Annotated in this window: 19 protein-coding genes and 1 pseudogene; 9 read left to right on the top strand and 11 right to left on the bottom strand. The window is 67.4% G+C overall.

The genetic code is table 11. The features are described from left to right. Positions 1-38 precede the first annotated feature (38 nt). Both MKAN_RS20220 and MKAN_RS20215 read left to right on the top strand, forming a co-directional pair. The gene (locus tag MKAN_RS20220) at positions 39-1,520 is read left to right on the top strand and encodes an LCP family protein (protein WP_023371517.1); all 1,482 of its coding nucleotides are present in this window, start codon (positions 39-41) and stop codon (positions 1,518-1,520) included. Then, positions 1,508-2,224, top strand: coding sequence for a TIGR03089 family protein (locus tag MKAN_RS20215; RefSeq protein WP_023371515.1), 717 nt, complete (start codon positions 1,508-1,510; stop codon positions 2,222-2,224). Before MKAN_RS20220 ends, MKAN_RS20215 begins: the two co-directional genes overlap by 13 nt. A gap of 96 nt (positions 2,225-2,320) precedes the next feature. Here the strand turns inward: MKAN_RS20215 and MKAN_RS20210 are convergent, their stop codons facing one another. Next, complete coding sequence (locus MKAN_RS20210) at positions 2,321-2,608, bottom strand: hypothetical protein (RefSeq protein ID WP_023371513.1); 288 nt, start codon at positions 2,606-2,608, stop codon at positions 2,321-2,323. Between the two features lie 314 nt (positions 2,609-2,922). Here MKAN_RS20210 and MKAN_RS20205 point away from each other — a divergent pair, with 314 nt between their 5' ends. Together MKAN_RS20205 and ctpC are read left to right on the top strand one after the other, a co-directional pair. Continuing rightward, positions 2,923-3,204: a DUF1490 family protein gene (locus tag MKAN_RS20205; protein ID WP_023371511.1), complete on the top strand. Its 282-nt coding sequence runs from the start codon at positions 2,923-2,925 to the stop codon at positions 3,202-3,204. Positions 3,205-3,214: 10 nt separating this feature from the next. Next, positions 3,215-5,371, top strand: a complete 2,157-nt coding sequence (gene ctpC / locus MKAN_RS20200; RefSeq protein WP_036444227.1) for a manganese-exporting P-type ATPase CtpC — start codon at positions 3,215-3,217, stop codon at positions 5,369-5,371. A gap of 86 nt (positions 5,372-5,457) precedes the next feature. Here the strand turns inward: ctpC and MKAN_RS20195 are convergent, their stop codons facing one another. Continuing rightward, a complete protein-coding gene (locus MKAN_RS20195) occupies positions 5,458-6,132 on the bottom strand; it encodes a cation diffusion facilitator family transporter (RefSeq protein WP_023371507.1) in 675 nt (224 codons plus the stop codon). 116 nt (positions 6,133-6,248) lie between these two features. Here MKAN_RS20195 and MKAN_RS20190 point away from each other — a divergent pair, with 116 nt between their 5' ends. The 3 genes from MKAN_RS20190 (at position 6,249) to MKAN_RS20180 (ending at position 10,919) form a co-directional block, all read left to right on the top strand. Continuing rightward, complete coding sequence (locus tag MKAN_RS20190; RefSeq protein WP_023371505.1) at positions 6,249-7,241, top strand: class I SAM-dependent methyltransferase; 993 nt, start codon at positions 6,249-6,251, stop codon at positions 7,239-7,241. A gap of 22 nt (positions 7,242-7,263) precedes the next feature. Next, positions 7,264-8,448, top strand: a complete 1,185-nt coding sequence (locus tag MKAN_RS20185; protein WP_023371503.1) for a CoA transferase — start codon at positions 7,264-7,266, stop codon at positions 8,446-8,448. 230 nt (positions 8,449-8,678) lie between these two features. Further along, positions 8,679-10,919 (top strand): SulP family inorganic anion transporter, encoded by a 2,241-nt coding sequence (locus MKAN_RS20180; RefSeq protein ID WP_023371501.1) that lies wholly within the window; start codon positions 8,679-8,681, stop codon positions 10,917-10,919. Between the two features lie 4 nt (positions 10,920-10,923). Here the strand turns inward: MKAN_RS20180 and MKAN_RS20175 are convergent, their stop codons facing one another. Both MKAN_RS20175 and pstS read right to left on the bottom strand, forming a co-directional pair. Beyond that, positions 10,924-12,840 carry a serine/threonine-protein kinase PknD gene (locus MKAN_RS20175; protein WP_023371499.1) on the bottom strand — a complete coding sequence of 639 codons (1,917 nt, stop codon included), beginning with the start codon at positions 12,838-12,840 and terminating at the stop codon, positions 10,924-10,926. Between the two features lie 21 nt (positions 12,841-12,861). Further along, positions 12,862-13,962 carry a phosphate ABC transporter substrate-binding protein PstS gene (gene pstS, locus MKAN_RS20170; RefSeq protein ID WP_371686022.1) on the bottom strand — a complete coding sequence of 367 codons (1,101 nt, stop codon included), beginning with the start codon at positions 13,960-13,962 and terminating at the stop codon, positions 12,862-12,864. A 120-nt stretch (positions 13,963-14,082) separates the two neighbouring features. On the opposite strand from pstS, the pseudogene MKAN_RS32170 reads away from it, so the two are divergent. Beyond that, positions 14,083-14,245: pseudogene (locus MKAN_RS32170) on the top strand (phosphate ABC transporter permease PstA); the annotation flags it as partial. A gap of 34 nt (positions 14,246-14,279) precedes the next feature. Here the strand turns inward: MKAN_RS32170 and MKAN_RS20165 are convergent. The 6 genes from MKAN_RS20165 to MKAN_RS20140 form a co-directional block, all read right to left on the bottom strand. Further along, positions 14,280-14,720: a response regulator gene (locus tag MKAN_RS20165; protein WP_023371495.1), complete on the bottom strand. Its 441-nt coding sequence runs from the start codon at positions 14,718-14,720 to the stop codon at positions 14,280-14,282. Continuing rightward, a complete protein-coding gene (locus MKAN_RS20160; protein ID WP_023371493.1) occupies positions 14,717-16,372 on the bottom strand; it encodes a sensor histidine kinase in 1,656 nt (551 codons plus the stop codon). The genes MKAN_RS20165 and MKAN_RS20160 overlap by 4 nt, the downstream gene beginning before the upstream one ends. After that, complete coding sequence (locus MKAN_RS20155; RefSeq protein WP_036448098.1) at positions 16,369-17,532, bottom strand: PP2C family protein-serine/threonine phosphatase; 1,164 nt, start codon at positions 17,530-17,532, stop codon at positions 16,369-16,371. The genes MKAN_RS20160 and MKAN_RS20155 overlap by 4 nt, the downstream gene beginning before the upstream one ends. Before the next feature lie 271 nt (positions 17,533-17,803). After that, complete coding sequence (locus MKAN_RS20150; protein WP_023371489.1) at positions 17,804-18,973, bottom strand: acyl-CoA dehydrogenase; 1,170 nt, start codon at positions 18,971-18,973, stop codon at positions 17,804-17,806. Between the two features lie 23 nt (positions 18,974-18,996). Then, the gene (gene purE, locus MKAN_RS20145; protein WP_023371487.1) at positions 18,997-19,512 is read right to left on the bottom strand and encodes a 5-(carboxyamino)imidazole ribonucleotide mutase; all 516 of its coding nucleotides are present in this window, start codon (positions 19,510-19,512) and stop codon (positions 18,997-18,999) included. Next, positions 19,509-20,837 carry a 5-(carboxyamino)imidazole ribonucleotide synthase gene (locus tag MKAN_RS20140; RefSeq protein WP_036391685.1) on the bottom strand — a complete coding sequence of 443 codons (1,329 nt, stop codon included), beginning with the start codon at positions 20,835-20,837 and terminating at the stop codon, positions 19,509-19,511. The genes purE and MKAN_RS20140 overlap by 4 nt, the downstream gene beginning before the upstream one ends. A gap of 99 nt (positions 20,838-20,936) precedes the next feature. On the opposite strand from MKAN_RS20140, the gene MKAN_RS20135 reads away from it, so the two are divergent. Then, positions 20,937-21,605, top strand: a complete 669-nt coding sequence (locus tag MKAN_RS20135; RefSeq protein ID WP_023371483.1) for a GtrA family protein — start codon at positions 20,937-20,939, stop codon at positions 21,603-21,605. Here the strand turns inward: MKAN_RS20135 and MKAN_RS20130 are convergent. Next, the gene (locus tag MKAN_RS20130; protein WP_023371481.1) at positions 21,560-22,078 is read right to left on the bottom strand and encodes a PH domain-containing protein; all 519 of its coding nucleotides are present in this window, start codon (positions 22,076-22,078) and stop codon (positions 21,560-21,562) included. The genes MKAN_RS20135 and MKAN_RS20130 overlap by 46 nt on opposite strands. Positions 22,079-22,088: the final 10 nt, after the last annotated feature.

The raw sequence follows: 22,088 nt of genomic DNA, 5'->3' as shown, positions 1-22,088 counted from the left end.
TACCCAGAAAGTAGCTGTGACACAAGTAACCTACAGTGATGCCTGTGCAACGTGTGGTTCGTGCGGTGTGCACCGCATTGGCCGTCGCGGTCGTCCTCGGCACCGGATTGGCCTGGACCAACGTCCGGTCGTTCGAAGACGGCATCTTCCATATGTCCGCGCCCTCGCTGGGCCATGGCGGCGACGACGGGGCGATCGACATTCTGCTGGTCGGCCTGGACAGCCGCACCGACGCCCATGGCAACCCGCTGTCCGCCGAGGAACTGGCGACGTTGCGGGCCGGCGACGAGGAAGCCACCAACACCGACACGATCATCCTGATCCGCATCCCCAACAACGGGAAGTCGGCTACCGCGATATCCATCCCCCGCGACTCCTACGTCCAGGCCCCCGGCCTGGGCAAGACCAAGATCAACGGCGTCTACGGCCAGACCCGGGAGACCAAGCGGGCCGGACTGGTCCAAGCGGGCGCTTCTGCGGCCGAGGCGGCGGCGGCGGGCACCGAAGCCGGTCGCGAGGCCCTGATCAAGACGGTGGCCGAACTCACCGGCGTCACCGTCGACCACTACGCCGAGATCGGCCTGCTCGGTTTCGCGTTGATCGCCGACGCGCTCGGCGGCGTCGATGTCTGCCTCAAAGAGCCTGTCTACGAACCACTTTCGGGTGCCGACTTCCCCGCCGGACGGCAGAAGCTCAACGGGCCGCAAGCGCTCAGCTTCGTCCGCCAGCGCCACGAGCTGCCCCGCGGCGACCTGGACCGGGTGGTGCGCCAGCAGGCGGTGATGGCCTCGCTGGCCCACCGGGTCATCTCCGGCAAGACATTGTCCAGCCCCGCCACGCTCAAGCGACTGGAGCAGGCCGTGCAGCGCTCGGTGGTGCTGTCCTCAGGCTGGGACATCATGGATTTCGTCAAACAGATGCAAAGCCTGTCCGGTGGCAACGTCGCCTTCGCCACCATCCCGGTGCTCGACGGCGCCGGCTGGAGCGACGACGGGATGCAGAGCGTGGTGCGGGTGGACCCGCACCAGGTGGCCGACTGGGTCGGCGGACTGCTGCACGAGCAGGACGAGGGCAAGACCGAGCAGCTGGCCTACACACCGGCCAAGACCACCGCGGACGTGGCCAACGACACCGACATCAACGGACTGGCCGCGGCTGTTTCGGAAGTCTTGAGCGCCAAGGGATTCGGCACCGGTTCGGTGGGCAACAACGACGGCGGCCACGTGAAGAGCAGCCAGGTGCGGGCCGCCAAGACCGACGACCTGGGCGCGCAGCAGGTGGCCAAGGAGCTGGGCGGGCTACCCGTCGTCGCCGACTCGTCCGTACCGCCGGGAACGGTCCGGGTGGTACTGGCCAACGACTACACCGGACCCGGTTCGGGTCTCGGCGGCAACGTGGGCGGTAACGCCGTGGCGCCCGCCCGCGCCTCGAATGCCGGCAATGCCGGCAACTCGGACACCGCTCCCCCGCCCTCGCCGATCCTGACTGCCGGCTCAGATAATCCGGAGTGCATCAACTGACCACGCTGTCGGCAGCGATCCTCGACCCGATGCTGCGGGCCGACCCGGTCGGCCCCCGCATCACCTACTACGACGACATGACCGGCGAGCGCATCGAGCTGTCGGCGGCGACCCTGGCGAATTGGGCCGCCAAGACCGGGAACCTGCTGCGTGACGAGCTGGGCGCCGGACCGTCCACCCGGGTCGCGGTATTGCTGCCGGCCCACTGGCAGACGGCGGCCGTGCTGTTGGGGGTGTGGTGGATAGGCGCCGAGGTGGTTCTCGACGGCCCGGCCGACCTGGCTCTGTGCACCGCGCAGCGGCTCGACGAGGCCGACGCCGCGGTTTCCGGCGGCGAGGTGGCGGTGCTGTCGCTGGATGCCTTCGGCCGGCCGGCGCCCGACCTGCCGATCGGGGTCACCGACTACGCCACCGCGGTGCGGGTGCACGGCGACCAGATCATTGCCGAGCGCCACCCCGGGCCGGCGCTGGCGGGCCGATCGGTGACCCAGGTCCTGGCCGACTGCCGGGACTCAGCAGCGGCGAGACGTTTGACGGCAGCCGATCGGGTGCTTTCCAGCGCGTCCTGGGCCACACCCGATGAGCTGGTGGACGGCCTGCTCGCGGTTTTCGTCGTCGGCGCCTCGTTGGTGCAGGTGACCAATCCCGATGCCGGGGTGCTGCAACGCCGGCTCGAGACGGAAAAGGTCACCCGCGTCCTGTAACCACCCACCAACCGGTGGCATGGCGGGCTGAAGCAGACAAGATCTGCCTCAACCAACCGGGCGGACCGCAGGACGATGCATCCGGCGAAAGCAGGGCTAAGGCGTCGGGTGCGGGCTGCCGCTCCACGGGTACATCGTCTTGGTCGTCACGTCGACGATGCCTTCGGAGTTCCAGTACCAGTCGTGGGGAACATTCCAGTCCCAGCTGAGCACCTGACTTCCCGGGGGAGCGGGGTCACCGGGGAACCAGTGCGTGCAGGTCATTCCCGGCGGGCAGTTCCCACCCTGGTAGCTGGGCCCGTCCGCCTGGGCAGTGCCCGATGCGAATATCGCCACGGCAAAACTGGCGGCCACCGTGGCCGCAACTGCCCGCAGTCCATTCATGATGTCTCCTTAGCGCCCGGCGCGACCCGATGACGCGCCTGCCGGAAGCCATTCCAGTGCATCGTGGTTGCTACCGATCCCAACTATGCCGCAGGGAACGCGGACTCGTGCCGGTTACCGACAGATGCCGATTTTGCTGCGCCGCGAGCGAAGGTCTCGGCGGGCGACACCGGCGATCGCCGGTTCGACGTCCCGAGCGGCAATACATATTGATATCGCCATATTTCTATGTTAATTTCGGCACCGCAATCTAGCCCACAGGGTGACGACAAGACCAAAAGAGTGACGACAAGACCAAAAGAGAGGTTCAAGCAATGGCAGTGCAGGCGATCTTCGCGAAGGCAGCAACTACGGTGATCACTGGTCTGGCCGGGGTCACCGCCTACGAGGTGTTGAAGAAAGTGGCGGCCAAGGCCCCGTTGCACCAGACCGCTGTGTCGGCCGCGGAGCTGGGCCTGCGTGGCACTCGTAAGGCCGAGGAGGCCGCGGAATCGGCCAGGCTCAAGATTTCTGACGTGATGGCCGAGGCTCGCGAGCGTGTCGGCGAGGAGGCGCCCACCCCCGCCGTCGGTCACGCCCACGACCACGACCACTGAGCTACTCGAGATGACGCTGGCAACTCCTCAAGCAGTTCCTCACGACGTGGTTTCCGATGCGGCCGGGCGCATGCGGGTCCACGTCGGCTGGGTCCGCGGTGATTCCCGCCGGGCGGTAGCGGTCGAAGAGGCCGTCGCCAAGCAGAACGGGGTGCGGGTCGTGCACGCCTACCCGCGCACCGGGTCGGTCGTGGTGTGGTACTCGCCGCGGCGCTGCAACCGCTCGGCGGTATTGCAGGCGATCAGCGACGCTCAGCACGTAGCCGCCGAGTTCATTCCGGCGCGGGCGCCGCATTCCTCGGAGATCCGCAACGCCGACGTGCTGCGCATGGTGATCGGCGGCGCGGCGCTGGCCCTGCTCGGGGTGCGCCGCTACGTGTTCAAGAGGCCACCGCTGCTGGGCCCCAGCGGCCGGATGGTCGCCACCGGCGTCACCATCTTCACCGGCTACCCGTTCCTGCGCGGTGCGCTGCGGTCGCTGCGCTCCGGCAAGGCGGGCACCGACGCACTGGTCTCGGCGGCCACCGTCGCCAGCTTGATCCTGCGGGAGAACGTCGTCGCCCTGACCGTGCTATGGCTGCTCAACATCGGCGAGTACCTGCAGGATCTGACGCTGCGACGGACCCGGCGGGCGATTTCCGAGCTGCTGCGCGGCAACCAGGACACCGCCTGGATTCGGCTGACCGACGGCGCCGAAGTCCAGGTGCCCATCGACACCGTGCAGATCGGCGACGAGGTCGTCGTGCACGACCATGTCGCCATCCCCGTCGACGGCGAGGTGGTCGACGGTGAGGCCATCGTCAACCAGTCGGCGATCACCGGGGAGAACCTGCCGGTCAGCGTCGTCGTCGGGACACACGTGCACGCGGGTTCGGTGGTGGTGCGCGGCCGCCTGGTGGTGCGCGCCCAGGCGGTGGGCAACCAAACCACGATCGGCCGCATCATCAGCAGAGTCGAAGAGGCACAGCAGGATCGGGCACCGATCCAGACGGTCGGCGAGAACTTCTCCCGCCGGTTCGTGCCCACCTCGTTCATCGTCTCGGCGATCACCTTGTTGATCACCGGGGATGTCCGGCGGGCCATGACCATGCTGTTGATCGCCTGCCCCTGCGCGGTGGGCCTGTCCACCCCGACGGCGATCAGCGCGGCGATCGGCAACGGGGCGCGCCGCGGCATCCTGATCAAGGGCGGCTCGCACCTCGAGCAGGCCGGCCGGGTCGACGCGATCGTGTTCGACAAGACCGGAACGCTCACCGTGGGACGGCCGGTGGTCACCAACATTATTGCGATGCACAAGGATTGGGAGCCCGAGCAGGTTCTGGCCTACGCCGCCAGCTCGGAGATCCACTCCCGGCACCCACTGGCCGAGGCGGTGATCCGTTCGACCGAGGAACGCCGCATCAGCATCCCGCCGCACGAGGAGTGCGAGGTCCTGGTGGGTCTGGGCATGCGAACCTGGGCCGACGGGCGGACCTTGTTGCTGGGCAGCCCGTCGCTGTTGCAATCGGAGAACGTCAAGGTCTCCAAGAAGGCGTCGGAATGGGTCGACAGGCTGCGTCGCCAGGCGGAGACCCCGCTGCTGCTGGCCGTGGACGGCACGCTGGTGGGGCTGGTAAGCCTGCGCGACGAGGTGCGACCCGAGGCGGCCGAAGTGCTGAAGCAGCTGCGGGACAACGGCGTTCGCCGCATCGTCATGCTCACCGGGGACCATCCCGACATCGCCAAGGTGGTCGCCGAGGAGTTGGGCATCGACGAGTGGCGCGCCGAGGTGATGCCGGAGGACAAGCTCGAGGTGGTGCGGGAGCTGCAGGACGACGGTTACATCGTCGGGATGGTCGGCGACGGCGTCAACGACGCCCCGGCGCTGGCCGCCGCCGACATCGGGATTGCCATGGGCCTGGCCGGAACCGACGTCGCCGTCGAGACCGCCGATGTGGCGCTGGCCAACGACGATCTGCACCGGCTGCTCGACGTGCGCGACCTGGGTGGGCGGGCAGTGGAAGTGATCCGGCAGAACTACGGCATGTCCATCGCCGTCAACGCCGCCGGACTGCTGATCGGGGCCGGCGGCGCGCTGTCCCCGGTGCTGGCCGCCATCCTGCACAACGCGTCCTCGGTGGCGGTGGTGGCCAACAGCTCTCGGTTGATCCGCTACCGCCTGGATTGAGACCGGTTACGCCGAGATTGCCGTCCAAGCTGTGGATGAGCCGTCTACCACAACCCTGGCGGCGATCTCGGCGACCCGGCCGACGGTCAGCAGCCGCAGTCGTGACCCTGCCAGGACCGGACACCCTGCCACACGGCGACACCGGAGATGGCGAGCCCGATGACCGGGTCGACCCACCAGCCGCCGGACCAGCCGGCCGTGATCGCCAGGCCCAGCAGCACCCCGGCGGCCTGGGCGGCGCACAGGTAGTTCTGGGTGCCTTCGCCTTCGGTGGCCCCCGATTTCAGGCGGGCGCCCAGTTTGTGGTTGGCCCGGCCGAGAATCGGCATCAGCACCAGCGCGATGGCCGTCAACGCGATGCCCAGCACCGAGGTTTCGGCGTGCTGGCGGCCGGCCAGGTGGTGCAGGGACTCCGCGGCGATGTAGGGGGCGGTCAGCCAGAACGACACCGCGACTCCGCGTTGCGCGCGCCGCTCGGCGGTCTGGGACAGGGTGCGGTTACCGGTGAAGCGCCACAGCACCATGGCACTGGCCAGGCCCTCGGAGCCGCCGGCGAGAGCCCACCCGGTCAAGGCCACGGATCGCACCGCCAGGCCCTGCCACAACCCGATACCGCCCTCGATGAGCAGCACGGCCAGGCTGACCCAGGCCAGCCGGCGCGCCCACAACGCATTGTGCTGCCATTCGGAGTCGCGCTCGACCACCGGCGTCGCGGGCGTAACCCCGTGGCAGTGGTCGGTCTGCGAGATCCCGGCGTCCATCCCGACGATGTTAAAGGTACGGCCGGCCCGGCGCCGGTTCGACCGGCCGACTGTGACCGAAGCGATGGTGATTACGCTGACTGACCAATAGCCTGCGGCCGTCGAGGAGATCGCAGATGGGGCGCACCGAGAACGACACCTGGGACCTGACTTCCAGCGTGGGTGCCACGGCGACCATGGTGGCGGCCGGACGCGCCCGCGCCACCCGGGCCGCCCTGATCGACGACCCGCTCGCCGAACCGCTGGTGCGCGCGGTCGGCATCGACTTCTTCGTACGGTGGGCCAGCGGCGAACTTCGGTCTGAGGATGTCGACCTGCCCGATGCCCCGTGGGGCATGCAGCGAATGACCGACCAGCAAGCGGCGCGCACCCGCTACATCGACGCGTTTTTCGCCGCGGCCCAACACGACGGGACGCCCGCGAGCATCCGCCAGGTCGTCATCCTGGCCTCCGGGCTGGACACCCGCGGCTACCGGCTGTCCTGGGCGGACGGAACGACGGTCTTCGAGATCGACGTGCCGCAAGTCGTCGAATTCAAGACCACCGCACTGGCCACCCTCGGTGCCGTTCCGCGCGCCGACGTGCGCGGCGTCGCCGTCGATCTGCGTGATGACTGGCCGTCGGCGCTGCGACAGGCCGGGTTCCGGGCCGACCGGCCCACCGCATGGGCCGCCGAGGGACTTTTCGGTTACCTGCCGCCCGATGCCCAGGACCGGTTGCTCGACCACATCACCGCGCTCAGCGCCGACGGCAGCCGGCTGATCGCCGAGGTCTTTTTCAGCGCTGCAGCCAGCCGAGAGCTTTTCAGCGCCATCTACCAGCGCTGGTACCAGCACGGTCTGGACGTCGCGCTTGAGGCTCTGGGCTTCCCCGGCGAGCGCAACGACGTGGCGGCGCACCTGGAAGAGGCCGGTTGGCAAGTGGTTCGCACACCGCTGGACCGGCTGCTGGTCGACAACGGGTTCGCGCCGGCATCCGACGGTGCCCCAGCCGGCCCCGCCGGCCCTGCCGGCCCTGCCGGCCCTGCCGGCCCTGCCGTTGAAGGCATTCCCTTCGCCGAGAACTACTACTGCACGGCGGTGCTGCGCCGGCAGGCGGCCACACGTTAGGGAAACAGGGAAGGGTTCGCCGATGCAGAACGACAGACCTGCCAAGCCACTCGACGGGTTTCGGGTACTCGATTTCACCCAGAATGTCGCCGGTCCGCTGGCCGGACAGGTGCTGGCCGATCTGGGCGCCGAAGTGATCAAGATCGAGGCGCCCGGCGGTGAGGCGGCTCGCCACATCACCGCGGTCCTTCCCGGACGTCCGCCGCTGCCCACGTATTTTCTGCCCAACAACCGGGGCAAGAAGTCGGTGACAGTGGACCTGACCACCGGCGCGGCCAGACAGCAGATACTGCGACTCGCCGACACCGCCGACGTGCTGCTGGAAGGCTTTCGCCCGGGAGTCATGGAACGCATGGGCTTGGGGCCCGAGGACTTGCGGGCCCGTAATCCGAAACTGATCTATGCGCGCCTGTCGGCGTTCGGCGGCAACGGCCCGCACGGCAACCGGCCCGGTGTCGACCTGATGGTCGCCGCCGAGGCCGGCATGACCACCGGGATGCCCACACCGGACGGCAAACCGCAGATCATCCCGTTCCAACTGGTCGACAACGCCAGCGGCCACGTGCTGGCCCAGGCGGTGTTGGCCGCGCTGCTCAACCGCGAGCGCCACGGGGTGGCCGACACCGTCCGGGTGGCCATGTACGACGTCGCGGTGGGTTTGCAGGCCAACCAGCTGACCATGCACCTGAACAAGACCAGCAATGACCGGCCGAAACCCGAGCAGCCACCACAACCCAAGCGGCGCAAGGGAGTTGGCTTTGCCACCCAGCCGTCGGACGCCTTCCGTGCCGCCGACGGATACCTGCTGATCAGCGCATATGTTCCCAAGCATTGGCAGCAGCTGTGCCACCTGATCGGCAGGCCCGATCTCCTGGACGACGAGCGGTTCGTCGACCAGCGCGCGCGGGCGATCCACTATCACGAACTGACCGACGAGTTGCAGTCGGCACTGGCCGCCAAGACCGCCGCTGAATGGGTCGAACTGCTGCAAGAAGCCGGCCTGATGGCGTGCCTTCCCTACACCTGGAAGCAGGTCGTCGACACCCCGCTGTTCGCCGAGAACGAGCTGGCCGTCGAAGTCGGCCGCGGGGACGACGCCGTCACCGTGATCCGGACGCCGGCGCGCTACTCGAGCTTCAGCGCGGTGGTCGCCGACCCCCCGCCGACCGCCGGCGAGCACAACGACATCTTTCTGACCGAACCCTAAAGTCCGGCGTCACGGTCCACAGCTTTCTTTGAGTTACCGATGAGTCGACCTACCCGCGGTGACCACGTCGAGACCCGCATAGAGGATTAAATGGTCGTATTCCATAACCTCACATATTCGCTATCGACTCACTATGAACTTTCGCTTTCCAAGCCGTGGACCGCAGGGCGTCGGGACAGGGAAGTGGCCCTGCCGCCAATGACCTGTTGACCGGTTCGAGGAGCCACGATATGAGTGCCGCTATCAAGGACTCCGCCTTGCGTACCGAAACTCGGTCACGGTGGATCTTGGTTAACCTGCGGCACGACGTTCCGGCGTCGCTCGTCGTCTTTCTGGTCGCGCTGCCGCTGTCGCTGGGGATCGCGATCGCCTCGGGCGCCCCGCTGGCCGCCGGTCTGATCGCCGCGGTGGTAGGTGGCATTGTCGCCGGGGCCATCGGCGGGTCGTCGGTTCAGGTGAGCGGACCAGCCGCGGGTCTGACCGTGGTGGTCGCCGGGCTGATCGACGAGGTCGGCTGGCCGATGTTGTGCGTGATGACCATCGCTGCAGGTGCGCTGCAGATCGCGTTCGGCGTGAGCCGGATGGCCCGCGCGGCCCTTGCCATTGCTCCGGTGGTGGTGCACGCCATGCTGGCGGGCATCGGCATCACCATCGCGTTGCAACAGATTCACGTGCTGGTGGGTGGGACGTCCCGGAGTTCGGCGTGGCAGAACATCGTGGCACTGCCCGACGGCATCCTGCATCACGAACTGCACGAGGTGATCGTCGGAGGCACCGTCATCGCCATCCTGCTGTTGTGGTCGAAGCTTCCGGCCAAGGCGCGGATAGTTCCGGGCGCTCTGGTGGCCATCGTGGCGGCGACCGCGCTCGCACAGGTCACCGGACTGGACGTCGAGCGAGTTACCTTGTCCGGCAACTTTTTCGAGGCGATTAGCCTGCCGAATATCCCCGACATGTCCCCCGGCGGCCGACCGTGGACTCAGGAGATCAGCGTGATCGCCGTCGGCATCCTCACCATCGCCCTGATCGCCAGCGTCGAATCGCTGCTGTGCGCGGTCGGTGTCGACAAGCTGCACAAGGGGCCGCGCACCAACTTCAATCGGGAAATGATCGGGCAGGGCAGCGCGAATATGCTGTCCGGGCTCCTCGGTGGCCTGCCCGTCACCGGGGTTATCGTCCGCAGTTCGGCCAATGTGGCCGCCGGCGCCCGGACCCGGATGTCGGCGATATTGCACGGGGTATGGATCCTCCTGTTCGCGTCGCTGTTCACCAACCTGGTGGAACTCATCCCCAAGGCGGCGCTGGCCGGTTTGCTGATCGTGATCGGCGCCCAGCTAGTCAGGTTGGCTCACATCCGAATGGCCTTGCGCACCGGCAATTTCGTCATCTACGCGATCACCATCGTGTGTGTGGTATTCCTCAACCTGCTCGAGGGTGTGGCTATCGGGCTTGCGGTCGCGATCCTGTTCCTGCTGGTCCGAGTGGTGCGGGCGCCCATCGAGGCCCAGCCGGTGGGGGAAGAGGCCAAGCACTGGCGGGTCGATATGGACGGCACGCTGAGCTTCTTGCTCCTGCCGCGGCTGACCCACGTGCTCTCGACGCTCCCGCGGGGCACCGACGTGACGCTGCACCTGAACGCGGACTACATCGATCACGCGGTGTCCGAGGCGATTTCGGATTGGAAAGTCGCGCACGAGGCGACCGGCGGATCGGTCGCCATCATCGAGACGTCGCCGGCGAACATGATCAGCGCGCACAGTAGCCCGCCGAAACGTCACTTCGCGCCCAGTTCACTGCGGGATGTGGCGTGGCCGTCGCGGCGCGACAAGCATCCGGAGCGCGCCTCCATCCTGCACGGCGTCGAGGAATATCACCGCAACGGCACCAGAGCACTGCACCACCAGGTGCGCGCGCTGACGGATTCGCCGAACCCGGACACGTTGTTTCTCACCTGCGCCGACTCCCGGATCCTGCCGGACGTCATCACCGCCAGCCGCCCCGGTGACCTCTACATCATCCGCAACGTCGGCAACCTGGTGCCGACCGATCCCGCCGAGCGCTCGGTGGACGCCGCCCTCGACTTCGCGATCAACGAACTCGACGTGAGTTCGGTTGCGGTGTGCGGACATTCGTCATGCCACGCGTTGAAGGTATTACTGGAGCCGACCAGTCCCCGGGGTCCCATGGGTCACTGGCTGCAACACGCACACGAGAGCCTGGCCGCATTCCGCGTCAACCATCCCGCGCGGCTGAGCGCGGTGTCCAACGGCTTCACCGAAGCTGACCAACTCGCCATCGTCAACGTGGCCGTGCAGGTGGAAAGACTTGCGCGAAACCCGATCCTGGCCCCGGCATTGGCGTCCGGCGCGGTACGAATCGTCGGGATGTTCTTCGACCTCTCGACGGGCCGGGTGCACGAGGTGGACCGCAGCGGCATCGTGTGCCTGGAAGAGCCGGCCGGCGCGCAGTAGGCACTCAGCGCGTCAGTTTGACCGCCCGGTCGTTGCCGCGGTCAGCGACATACACATTCCCCGCGCTGTCGACCGCCACCGCCAACGGGGTGTTGAGCCCGGTGAACGGCAGCACCGTCTGGGTGTTCGACCCGGCGTCCAGCTTCACCACGTCGTTCTTGTTGTGCTCGGTGACGTAGACGTTGCCCACCGTGTCCACCGCGATACCCCACGGCACGGAGAGTTCGCGGAACGCCAGCACGGTCTGGTTGTCGGACCCGGCGGCCAGCTTGACCACCCGGTTGTTGTCGGTGTCGGCGACGTAGACCGCGCCGGCGCCGTCCACCGCCACACCGTCGGGGTTCTTCAGGCCGTCGAAGGGCAGCACGGTCTGGGTCTTGGCGCCCGCCGCCAGCTTGACCACCCTGCTGTTGCCGCGGTCGGCGACATACACACTGCCCTGTGCATCCACCGCCACTCCTTCGGGGTAGTCGAGGCCGTCGAACGGCAGCACCGTCTGGCTGTTGGAGCCGGCGGGCAGCATCACCACCCGGTTGTTGAAATCGGTGACGTACACCGCGCCGGCGCCGTCAACCGCCAGCCCCTGAGGCTGGTAGAGCCCGTTGAACGGCAGCACCGTTGCGGTGCTCGACCCGTTGGCCAACTTCACCACCCGGCCGTACATGCCCTCGCTGGTGACGTAGACGTTGCCGGCGGTGTCCACCGCCACCCCGCCCGGCGAGAGCCGGAAGTCGATGCCCTTGAACGGCAGTACCGTCTGTCCGGACGCCGGCGTCGAGGGGTGCGACGGCCGGGCCACCACATACCCGACGGCGGCGATGACGAGCAGTGCTGCAGCGCCCACCAGGATCCACAGCTTGCGCTTGGAACGGGGTCGCGGCGCGCCCGCTGCGAAGTCGGGCGCCGACGCGCGGGGTGGCTGGCCGAACCCGGGCGGCCCGGCCGGACCCACGTGCGGTGCGGGTCTGGGCCGGTCCCGCCAGCTGCCGGCGGAGCCGGGCGCAGGGTACCCCGGTGCGCCGCCCGGTCCGACCGCCGCGGGCGCGGCCTCGTCCAGCCGCCGCAGAATCGTGGTGGCCTGATCCTGCTCGGGTGCGCTCAGCGCTTGGTGGGCTGCGGCGGCCAGTTCGCCGGCGCTGCGGTAGCGCTCCCCGGGATCCTTGGCCATGCCTTTGGCGATCACCTCGTCGAATGCCTGCGGGACCTTTCCGGGTCGCAACCGGCTGGGCTGCGGGGCGGGCTGGGTCAGATGCGCGCCGACGGCCCGTTCGATGCTGTCGGTCGGATACGGAGGTGACCCGGTCAAGCATTCGTTGAGCACACAGGCCAGCGAATAGATGTCGGCGCGGTAGGTGACCTCGTCGCCGGTGAATCGCTCCGGAGCCATGTAGCTGTAAGTGCCCATCGCGGTCCCGGCCCGGGTCAGTCCCGGATCGGTGGCCGCGCGCGCGATACCGAAGTCGACGAGATAGGCGAAGTCGTCGTCGGTGATCAGGATGTTCTCCGGTTTGACGTCGCGGTGCGTCACGCCGGTGGTGTGGGCGGCGTCCAGCGCGCTGGCGATCTGGCGCACGATCGCCACCGCGCGTGCCGGACTCAACGGCCCGGACCGCTTCAGCAGCGTGGCCAAGTCGGTGCCGTCGACCAGTCGCATCTCCAGGAACAGTTTGCCGTCGATCTCGCCGTAGTCGTGGATGGGCACCACGTGTGGCTCGGTCAGCCGTCCCGCGGCGTCGGCCTCACGTTGCATCCGGGCACGAAACACCGGGTCACCGGAGAACTCCGGCGAGATCAACTTCAGCGCCACCACCCGGCGCTTACGGGTGTCCTCGGCCTCGTAGACCTCGCCCATGCCGCCGCGGCCCAGCAATCGCCTCAACTCATAGGGCCCGAACCGGGCCCCCGCCCGCGCATCGGTCACGGCCGAGCTCCCTTCACCGCATCACGAGATAGCATTGACCGCTTTCGCCAGCTTGGCCTGAAACGAGCTCGGCAACGGGATGGATCCGTACTGCTCCAGACCGTCCTGGCCGGGGCCGATCGCGGCCTGCATAAACGCCTTTACCGCCTTACCCGTCGCCGCGTCCGGGTACTTGGAGCACACGATCTCATAGGTCGCCAGCACGATCGGGTAAGCGCCGGACTGTGTCGGCTTGTAGAACGACGACGTATCCAGCACCAGGTCGTTGCCTTGCCCCTGGAAGCGTGCCCCGGCGATCGTCTTGCCAACGGAATCGGTGGTGATCAGCACCGGGTCCGGGCCTGCCGAGGTGATGATGCCGGCCATGTGCAGCTGCTTGCCCACGGCGAATGACCACTCGTTGTAGGTGATCGACCCGTCGGTCGTCTCCAGCAGCGCCGACGTGCCGTTGTTGCCCGCGGCGCCGTCACCGACACCTCCGTGGAACGTCTCCCCGACGCCTTTGCCCCAGGCGCCGTCGGACGCGCCGTCGAGGTACTTCTGGAAGTTGGCCGTGGTCCCCGATTTGTCGCTGCGGAAGATCACGTGGATGGGCGTCGGGGGCAGGTTGGTGTCGGAGTTGAGGGCCTTGATCGCGGGGTCGTCCCATCGGGTGATGGTGCCGTTGAAGATCTTTGCGGTCGTGGGCCCGTCGAGATTCAGCTTGCTTACTCCGTTGACGTTGTAAGTCACCGCGATCGGGCCGAACACCGTCGGCAGATCCCACGCCGGCGAACCGCAGCGGGCTGCGGCCCGGTCGGGCTGACCGGTCGACGGGTCCAACGGCACGTCGGAGCCGGCGAGATCGGTCCGGTTGTTGACGAACTCCTCCACCCCGGCCCCCGAGCCGTTTGCGTTGTAGTCCAACGTATAACCGGGGCAGGCCCGAATGTAGGCGTAGACGAATTGTTCGATCGCATTCTGTTGCGCGGTGGAACCGGCGTCCTGGAGTTCCTTCTTTCCGCCGCACTCGATCTTCGTGGCGGCGTTGTCGGTGTGACCACCGCATGCCGAGAAGACCAGTGCGGCCGCGGTTAGCACGCTCACCAGGCCGCCAGGGCCACCAGGTCGGTTGGACGTCACGGAACTCCTCTACACCACCGTCGCCACAGGTCGCGAGCCGAGCCGGAACCGCTCCTGCGAGACTTATGAACGAAAAAGGTGAACATAGTAAACCTTCGCGGGTAAACGGAACGGTGACAAGGGGCATCCCCCGGATCGCCCGTAGGTTACCTGACCTATCCGATTTGGACGTCTTACACCGTGCCGTCGAAATTGGCAGGACCTGTCCTATGACGCGGCGTTGTTGCTGATCGTGTTCGTGGGGCTGCCGAGCGCCGCCGGACAGCTGATCAGCTGGTTTGCCGGCGGCACTCCGAATCTCTTTGAGCGGCAATCACTCAGCTCGACGGCAGCCGCACCACCTGTAGGAAGAACTCGTCGATCTGCCGTACCGCGGTCATGAACTGGTCGAGGTCGACCGGCTTGGTGACATAGGCGTTGGCGTGCAACTTGTAGCTGCGCAAGATGTCTTCCTCCGCCGCGGAGGTGGTGAGCACCACGACCGGGATACGCGACAGGTCGGGGTCCGACTTGATCTTCTCGAGCAGCTGCCGACCGTCGTACTTCGGCAGGTTCAGGTCGAGCAGGATCAGATCGGGTCGGGGCGCATCGTGGAACTCGCCGCGCCGGTAGAGGTAGTTAAGCCCCTCTTCCCCGTCGTGCGCGACGTGGATCCTGTTCTTGACCTTGTTGTGCTCGAACGCTTCTCGAGTGATGAGCTCGTCACCCGGGTCGTCTTCGACGAGCAGGATGTCGATGGGGCGGCCTGCCGATGTCATGTGGCTGTTCCTTTCGGGGAGGGCACGTATTTTCCGTCGGCATCCGCGGAACCGGCGCCCGCGGAGCCGGCGTCGGCAGCTGGGGCGTCGGCACCCGTGGCGATGGGCAGCGTGAACTCGAAGCGGGTTCCGTCGGTGTGGGAGGTGTCGATCCACACGGCGCCGCCATGGTGCTCGACGATTTTGCGGCACAAGGCAAGACCCAAACCCGTTCCGCCGTACGTGTCGCGGCCGTGCAGCCGTTGAAAGATGATGAAGACCTTGCCGGTGAATTCCTCCGGGATGCCGATGCCGTTGTCGGTCACGCTGAACAGCCACTGACCGTCGCGCTCGCCGCTGCCCCGCCCGCAGTCGATGACGACCCGCGGCGCGCGGTCCTGGCGCCGGAACTTGATCGCATTGCCAATCAGGTTCTGCCACAACATCGTCAGCAACGTCGGGTCCCCCACCACCCGCGGCAGCGGCTCGGCGGGACGCACGATGTGGGCGTTGGATTCCTCGATGGCGGTGGCGAGGTTGGCCAGGGCGGCGTCCAGCGTCGCGTCGAGGTCGACGTCGGTGCTCGTGGTGCCCAACCGGCCGACCCGGGAGAACCTGAGCAGGTCGTTGATGAGCACCTGCATGCGTTTGGCTCCGTCGACCGCGAAGCCGATGTATTCTAGGCCGCGCTCGTCGAGCTGATCGGCGTAACGCTTTTCGAGCAACTGACAGAAGGCAGCCACCTTGCGCAGCGGTTCCTGCAGATCGTGGGAAGCAACGTAGGCGAACTGCTCCAGTTCGGCATTCGAGCGCCGCAATTCCAGAGCCTGCTCATCCAATTGCGCCCGGGCCGAATGCGATGCCTCAAGCTCTTCCACTATCCGCTGCCGCATGTTCTCGACGTCGATGGCGATGCCCCGGATGTCTTTGGGTCTGCTGGGCGGCGTGATGGCTTCGCCGAAGTTGCCTTCGGTGACCCGCCGGCATGCCCGCGCCAGCGCAGCCAGCGGACGGGTGACCGCACGTCTGGTCAACAGCCCCAGCAGTGCCGCCGTGGCGAAGAACACCAGGACCATCGCGGCCAGCACCCGGTCACGCCAGTCGTCCATGTGCTGCAGCCGGTCGGCCGCCTGCGCCCGGGCCTCGGCCAGATGCTGGTTCTGCACGCCGAAAAGCTCACGCAGCCGGTCGAATTGGGCCTTGCCTATGGCCACGATGGCGCCGTTGACGACGATGGGAGTGTCCGGGGTCACCTGCGCTATCAGGGGCTGGGCATAGCTGGTCCGCCAGGCGGTGGCGGCGTTTTCGACCGCGTCCAGATCAGCCAGTAGTTCAGGGTGGCGAGCCAGTCGCCGACGGATGTCGTCGGCTGCGGCCTGTTCGGCACGCTGCCCCTCGTAGTAGGGGCCGAGGAACTGCGTGTCGGCCGATATCAGGTAGCCGCGGATGCCGGTTTCCTGGTCGCGTAATGCCGACTGCAATTGGCAGGCCGCTACCCGCGACGGCGCGATGTCGTCGCGGAGTTGGCGCGACAACTCGTCGGTGCGATTCAGCAAGATCGCACCCGCCACCGCGCCGGCGAGCACCATCACGCCCATGACCGTCAGCACCAGCGCTTGCCATCCCCGCACGGTGAGTTCTGTTCGGCGCCATGCCATCCCGCCGGCAGTCATCGGGGTGTGCGCTCCACGCGTAGCACGGCGATGTCGTCGGTGAGTCCGCCGAGTGACTGGGCGCGCTGCTGCGCCCCGTCGATGAGCGCGTCGACGAATGCGGGACCGGGCAGCGCCGCGTGCGAGCGGGCCAGCGCCAGCAGGCCGTCCTCACCGAGGCGTTCCCGGCCGGATCCCGAATACCCCTCGAACAGTCCGTCGGTGATCAGCAGCAGCCCGTGGCCGGCCGGCAATGCCAGCTCATGCTGCGGCCAGTTGTCGAGGTGCAGGCCCAGCGCCGGGCCGGCCGGTGGCTCGAGCCATTCCACGGTGCCGCCGCCGTGCACCAACATCCCTGGATGACCGGCCCGGATCACCTTGATGCGGCTCCCGTCGGGGGAGCCCGCGGGACCGGCGGGAATGGTCAAGCTCAGCACCGTCGCGAACACTCCTTCGCCGGTGCGCTCGGCGCGCAACACCTGCTCCAGGCGCCGCATCAGGTCGACGCCGTCGACGCCGGCCAACGTCAGCGCACGCCAGGCGATCCGCAGTGCCGCGCCCAGAGCGGCCTCGTTGGGGCCGTGCCCGGCGACGTCACCGATCAGGACATGGACAACCCGGTCCGGGGTTTGGACGACGTCGTAGAAGTCCCCGCACAGCAAGGCGTCTTCACGGCTCGGCCGGTACCGGGCGACGATGTCGACGCCCGGACGGTCCAGCAGCAGCGGGGAGGGCAGCAGGCCGCGTTCGAGCAGCGCGTTCTCCCGCGCGCGAAGCCGGCTTGCGTGCAGGTCGGCGGCAATCAGCTCGGCGCGTTTGCGCTCGATGGCGTAAAGCAGTGCGCGCCGCAGCATTTCGGGTTCGACTCGTCCCTTGACCAAGTAGTCCTGCGCTCCCGCCGCCACCGCGGTGGCGCCGAAGTACTCGTCGTTCAGCCCGGTCAGCACGACGATCGGCACGGTGGGATCGCGTTCGGCGATGCGAGCTAGCGCGTCCATCCCGTTGGCGTCGGGAAGGTTCAGGTCCAGCAGCACGCAGTCGGGCCGGGCGAAGTCCAGCTCGCGCTCGGCGTGTGCCATCGAGGGCGCCCATCTCACCTCGATATCGCTGGCCGCGTCGGCGATCAGGTTTTCGACGAGGACGGCGTCGGCCCGATCGTCTTCGATCAGCAGCAAGGACAACGACTGCCGTTGCGCTGTGGGGGCGATGCCGGGACCCGGCCCAGGCGTCAGGTCGCGCTTACCTGGCGCGCGCACAGATAACCACGCCTTCTACCTCACTCCCCCTGGCCGCGGTGTACCCGTTTGCTCGAGTCCGACGATGACCGACGATAGCCGGTGTCCGGTTGTGCCCGCACCTGCCTCCCGCCCCGACGGTCGGCAATGCTGCGAGCTCGACTTTACTGGCGGATCCCGAGCGTGGGCCCGGTTGTTTGGGGTTGTCCCGAAGATGTCAGCGCAGCAACGCCCGTGACATCACCACGCGCTGGATCTGGTTGGTGCCCTCGTAGATCTGAGTGATCTTGGCGTCGCGCATCATTCGCTCGACCGGGAAGTCGACGGTGTAGCCGGCGCCGCCGAACAGCTGGACCGCGTCGGTGGTGACCTCCATCGCGACGTCGGAGGCAAAGCATTTCGATGCCGCGGAGATGAAGCCCAGGTTCTGCTCACCGCGCTCGGCGCGTGCGGCGGCGGTGTAGACCATCAACCGGGCCGCCTCCACCTTCATCGCCATGTCGGCGAGCATGAATTGCACGGCCTGGAAGGTGCTGATCGACTCGCCGAACTGCTTGCGGTCCTTGGTGTAGGCGATGGCGGCGTCCAGGGCGCCCTGGGCGATCCCCACGGCCTGGGCGCCGATGGTGGGACGGGTGTGGTCCAGCGTGGCCAGTGCCGTCTTGAAACCGCTGCCCGGCTCGCCGATGATCCGGTCGCCCGGGATGCGGCAGTTCTCGAAGTACAGCTCCGTGGTGGGCGAACCCTTGATTCCGAGCTTGCGTTCCTTGGGACCGACGGTGAAGCCCTCGTCGTCCTTGTGCACCATGAACGCCGAGATGCCGTTGGCGCCCTTGTCCGGGTCGGTCACCGCCATCACCGTGTACCACGACGATTTGCCGCCGTTGGTGATCCAGCACTTGGCGCCGTTGAGAATCCAGTCGTCGCCGTCGGCCTTGGCGCGGGTGCGCATCGATGCCGCATCGCTGCCGGCCTCGCGCTCACTCAAGGCGTAGGAGGCCATCGCGGTGCCGTCGGCGAGCGACGGCAATACCTGCTTCTTCAGGTCTTCCGAGCCGCGCAGGATAAGCCCCATGGTGCCCAGCTTGTTGACCGCGGGAATCAACGAGGCGGACGCGTCGACGCGGGCGACCTCCTCGATGACGATGCAGGCCGCCACCGAGTCGGCACCCTGGCCGCCGTACTCCTCAGGCACGTGCACGGCGTTGAAGCCCGATGCGTTGAGCGCATCCAGCGCCTCCTGCGGGAACCGGGAATTCTCGTCCACGTCCGCGGCATACGGAGCGATTTCCTTTTCCGACAGCGCACGAATCGCCGCCCGCAATTCCTGGTGCTCTTCGGGTAGCTGGAACACATCGAACGACGGGTTTCCGGCCCAACCAGCCATTGTGCGAGACCTCCTAGTCTCCTTCAGTCGCGGGTTAACTTACCCGCACGCTTCTGCAGTTCCGCATCCTTGGCCCGGACGGTCTCGGCCAGCCGGTCCTGGAATGCCATGACGCGCGCCCGCAATTGTGGATCAGACGACCCCAGCATCCGCACCGCCAGCAGGCCGGCGTTGCGAGCCCCGCCGATGGACACCGTAGCCACCGGCACCCCGGCCGGCATCTGCACGATCGACAGTAGCGAGTCCAGGCCGTCGAGCCGGGCCAGCGGCACCGGCACCCCGATCACCGGTAGCGGCGTGGCGGAGGCGACCATACCGGGAAGGTGGGCGGCGCCGCCGGCGCCGGCGATGATGATCTCGATGCCGCGGTCGGCGGCGCCGCGTGCGTAGTCGAACATCAGCACCGGGGTGCGATGCGCCGACACCACCCGCACCTCGGTCGGGACGTCGAATTCGGCCAGCGCCGCGGCGGCGTCGGCCATCACCGACCAGTCGCTGTCGCTGCCCATGATCACCGCGACCCGGGGCTGTTCGGTCATGCGGATCCCATCCGTCGCTCCTCCACATCGCTTTCTCCCCCCCACACGGGAGGGGGTACCTCCCGCTTGGGTGGGCGTGCGCCCGGTGCATCGTCGCCGGCGGCATGGGGATCCCATCCGTCGGTCCACTGTGCATGTGACAACCAATGCGCGGCAAGCTCGGCGCGGTCCCGCAGCTGTTGCAGGTCAGTACCTTCGGTGCCGAGGAGGTTGAGGTGTCCCACCTTGCGGCCGGGCCGCTCCGCCTTGCCGTACAGATGAACCTTGGCTTCGGGCATCCGCGCGAACAGGTGGTGCAGTCGCTCGTCGAGCGACATTGCCGGCGGCGCGGCGGCGCCGAGCACGTTGGCCATCACCGTCACCGGGACGATCGCGTCGGTGTCGCCGAGCGGATAGTCGAGCACCGCGCGCAGATGCTGCTCGAACTGACTGGTCCGAGACCCGTCCATGGTCCAGTGCCCGGAGTTGTGCGGCCGCATCGCAAGTTCGTTGACCAGCAGCGTGCCGTCGGTCGTCTCGAAGAGCTCGACGGCGAGCACCCCCACCGCACCCAGTTCGGCGGCCAGCCGCAACGCCAGCTGCTGCGCGGCCGCGGCCGAGTCGCCGGTCAGCTCTGGCGCGGGCGCGATCACCTGGACGCAGATGCCGTCGCGTTGCACCGTCTGGACCACCGGCCAGGCCGCGCCCTGGCCGAACGGCGACCGCGCCACCAGCGCCGAGAGTTCCCGGCGCAGCGCCACCCGCTCCTCGACCAGCACCGCCACACCATTGGTCAGATAGTCGCGCGCGATGTCGCGGGCATCGGCGAGGTCGCGCGCCATGCGCACGCCCCGGCCGTCGTAACCGCCGCGAACCGCCTTGACCACCAGCGGTGCGTCTACCTGCCCGGCGAACGCGTCCAGGCAGTGCAGGTCGTCGAGCCTCTCGATGCCGGTGTAGCGCGGCACCGGGGCGCCCAGGGCCGCCAACTTCTGCCGCATCACGAGCTTGTCCTGGGCGTGCACCAGGGCCTGCGGCGGCGGCGCCACGTTGACGCCTTCGGCGACAAGCTTTTCCAGCAACTCGGTCGGGACATGCTCGTGGTCGAAAGTGAGCACGTGAGCCCCGGCCGCGACACGGCGCAGGTCGTCGATGTCGGTGTGCGACCCGATCACCACATTGGGCGTCACCTGCGCGGCCGACTCGTCAGCGGAGGTGGCCAAGACGCGCAGGTTCTGACCCAGCGCGATGGCGGCCTGGTGGGTCATCCGGGCCAGCTGACCACCGCCGACCATGGCGACCAGCGGGACCACTATCGGGGTGCGGGAACTCGGCACGGCCATCATGGTGTCATGGCCCGCCACCGGCGTGTTTGACGGCTGCAGTACCAGATCGTTATGTAGCATTTTGCGTCGATTTCGCGTCGATCCGTACACTGACGTGTTGTGTCCTTTGCCGATGCCACGATTGCGCGCCTTCCCGGGGTGGTTCAGCCCTATGCGCAGCGCCACCATGAGCTGATCAAATTCGCCATCGTCGGCGGCACCACGTTCATCATCGACTCGGCAATTTTCTACACGCTGAAGCTGACGATTCTCGAGCCCAAGCCGGTAACGGCCAAGGTGATCGCCGGGATCGTCGCGGTCATCGCGTCCTACGTGCTGAACCGGGAATGGAGCTTCCGCGACCGCGGCGGCCGCGAGCGCCACCATGAAGCCCTGCTGTTCTTCGCGTTCAGCGGCGTCGGGGTGCTGCTGAGCATGGCTCCGCTGTGGGTCTCCAGCTACGTCCTGCAGCTGCGGGTGCCAACGGTCTCGTTGACGGTGGAGAACATCGCCGACTTCGTCTCGGCCTACATCATCGGCAATCTGCTGCAGATGGCGTTTCGGTTCTGGGCGTTCCGGCGCTGGGTATTCCCCGACGAGTTCGCCCGCAACCCGGACAAGGCGCTGGAATCGGCCCTGACCGCCGGTGGTATCGCCGAGGTCTTGGAGGACACCCTCGAGGGCGGCAACGTCACCCTGCTGCGCGCCTGGCGCAGTAAGAGGAGCCGGACCGGCCGGTTGGCTCAGCTGGGCGCTTCCTCCGAGCCCAGGGTGTCGAAAACTTCGTGATACAGCAGCGCGTGCACTTCGCGCAGGCGCGGAATGTCGGGGAATTCCAGCGGATCGTGTGACGCCGACTCGATGATCAGCGTCCCGGTGCGAAACATCCGTTCGGTGATCCGGTCACGAAACTCCACGCTGTTGATCCGTGCCAACGGGATGTCGATGCCGGTTCGGGTCAGCACGCCATGCCGAAACATCACTCGTCTGTTGGTGACGACGAAATGCGTGGTCAGCCAGCTCAGGAACGGCCACAGCGTGCCCCACCCGACGATCACCAGCCAGATGCCCCAGATGACGCCGTGAAGGATGTTCTTCGTCAGCTGCGGCCACTGTGTCGAGTTGACGAACCCGGAACCCAGTGCGGCCAGGCCGGTGACCAGGATCAGCACCACGACCGGCCAGATCAGCCGTTTCCAGTGCGGGTGGCGATGCAGGACCACCTGCTCGCCGGCGGCCATGGCGTTGTCCGGATACCTCATGGTGGCGACC

The sequence above is a fragment of the Mycobacterium kansasii ATCC 12478 genome (assembly GCF_000157895.3).
Classification (GTDB): Bacteria; Actinomycetota; Actinomycetes; order Mycobacteriales; family Mycobacteriaceae; genus Mycobacterium; species Mycobacterium kansasii.
This window is presented reverse-complemented; position numbering and strand designations above follow the sequence as displayed.

What these genes read in the sequence shown, in the direction of transcription:
- ctpC (WP_036444227.1), top strand. Translation starts at nt 3,215, where the DNA reads ATGACGCTGGCAACTCCTCAAGCAGTTCCTCACGACGTGGTTTCCGAT.
- MKAN_RS20220 (WP_023371517.1), top strand. Translation starts at nt 39, where the DNA reads ATGCCTGTGCAACGTGTGGTTCGTGCGGTGTGCACCGCATTGGCCGTC.
- MKAN_RS20185 (WP_023371503.1), top strand. Translation starts at nt 7,264, where the DNA reads ATGCAGAACGACAGACCTGCCAAGCCACTCGACGGGTTTCGGGTACTC.
- MKAN_RS20160 (WP_023371493.1), bottom strand. Translation starts at nt 16,372, where the DNA reads ATGACTGCCGGCGGGATGGCATGGCGCCGAACAGAACTCACCGTGCGG.
- MKAN_RS20195 (WP_023371507.1), bottom strand. Translation starts at nt 6,132, where the DNA reads ATGGACGCCGGGATCTCGCAGACCGACCACTGCCACGGGGTTACGCCC.
- MKAN_RS20150 (WP_023371489.1), bottom strand. Translation starts at nt 18,973, where the DNA reads ATGGCTGGTTGGGCCGGAAACCCGTCGTTCGATGTGTTCCAGCTACCC.
- MKAN_RS20210 (WP_023371513.1), bottom strand. Translation starts at nt 2,608, where the DNA reads ATGAATGGACTGCGGGCAGTTGCGGCCACGGTGGCCGCCAGTTTTGCC.
- MKAN_RS20190 (WP_023371505.1), top strand. Translation starts at nt 6,249, where the DNA reads ATGGGGCGCACCGAGAACGACACCTGGGACCTGACTTCCAGCGTGGGT.
- MKAN_RS20130 (WP_023371481.1), bottom strand. Translation starts at nt 22,078, where the DNA reads ATGAGGTATCCGGACAACGCCATGGCCGCCGGCGAGCAGGTGGTCCTG.
- purE (WP_023371487.1), bottom strand. Translation starts at nt 19,512, where the DNA reads ATGACCGAACAGCCCCGGGTCGCGGTGATCATGGGCAGCGACAGCGAC.
- MKAN_RS20205 (WP_023371511.1), top strand. Translation starts at nt 2,923, where the DNA reads ATGGCAGTGCAGGCGATCTTCGCGAAGGCAGCAACTACGGTGATCACT.
- MKAN_RS20140 (WP_036391685.1), bottom strand. Translation starts at nt 20,837, where the DNA reads ATGATGGCCGTGCCGAGTTCCCGCACCCCGATAGTGGTCCCGCTGGTC.
- MKAN_RS20165 (WP_023371495.1), bottom strand. Translation starts at nt 14,720, where the DNA reads ATGACATCGGCAGGCCGCCCCATCGACATCCTGCTCGTCGAAGACGAC.
- MKAN_RS20180 (WP_023371501.1), top strand. Translation starts at nt 8,679, where the DNA reads ATGAGTGCCGCTATCAAGGACTCCGCCTTGCGTACCGAAACTCGGTCA.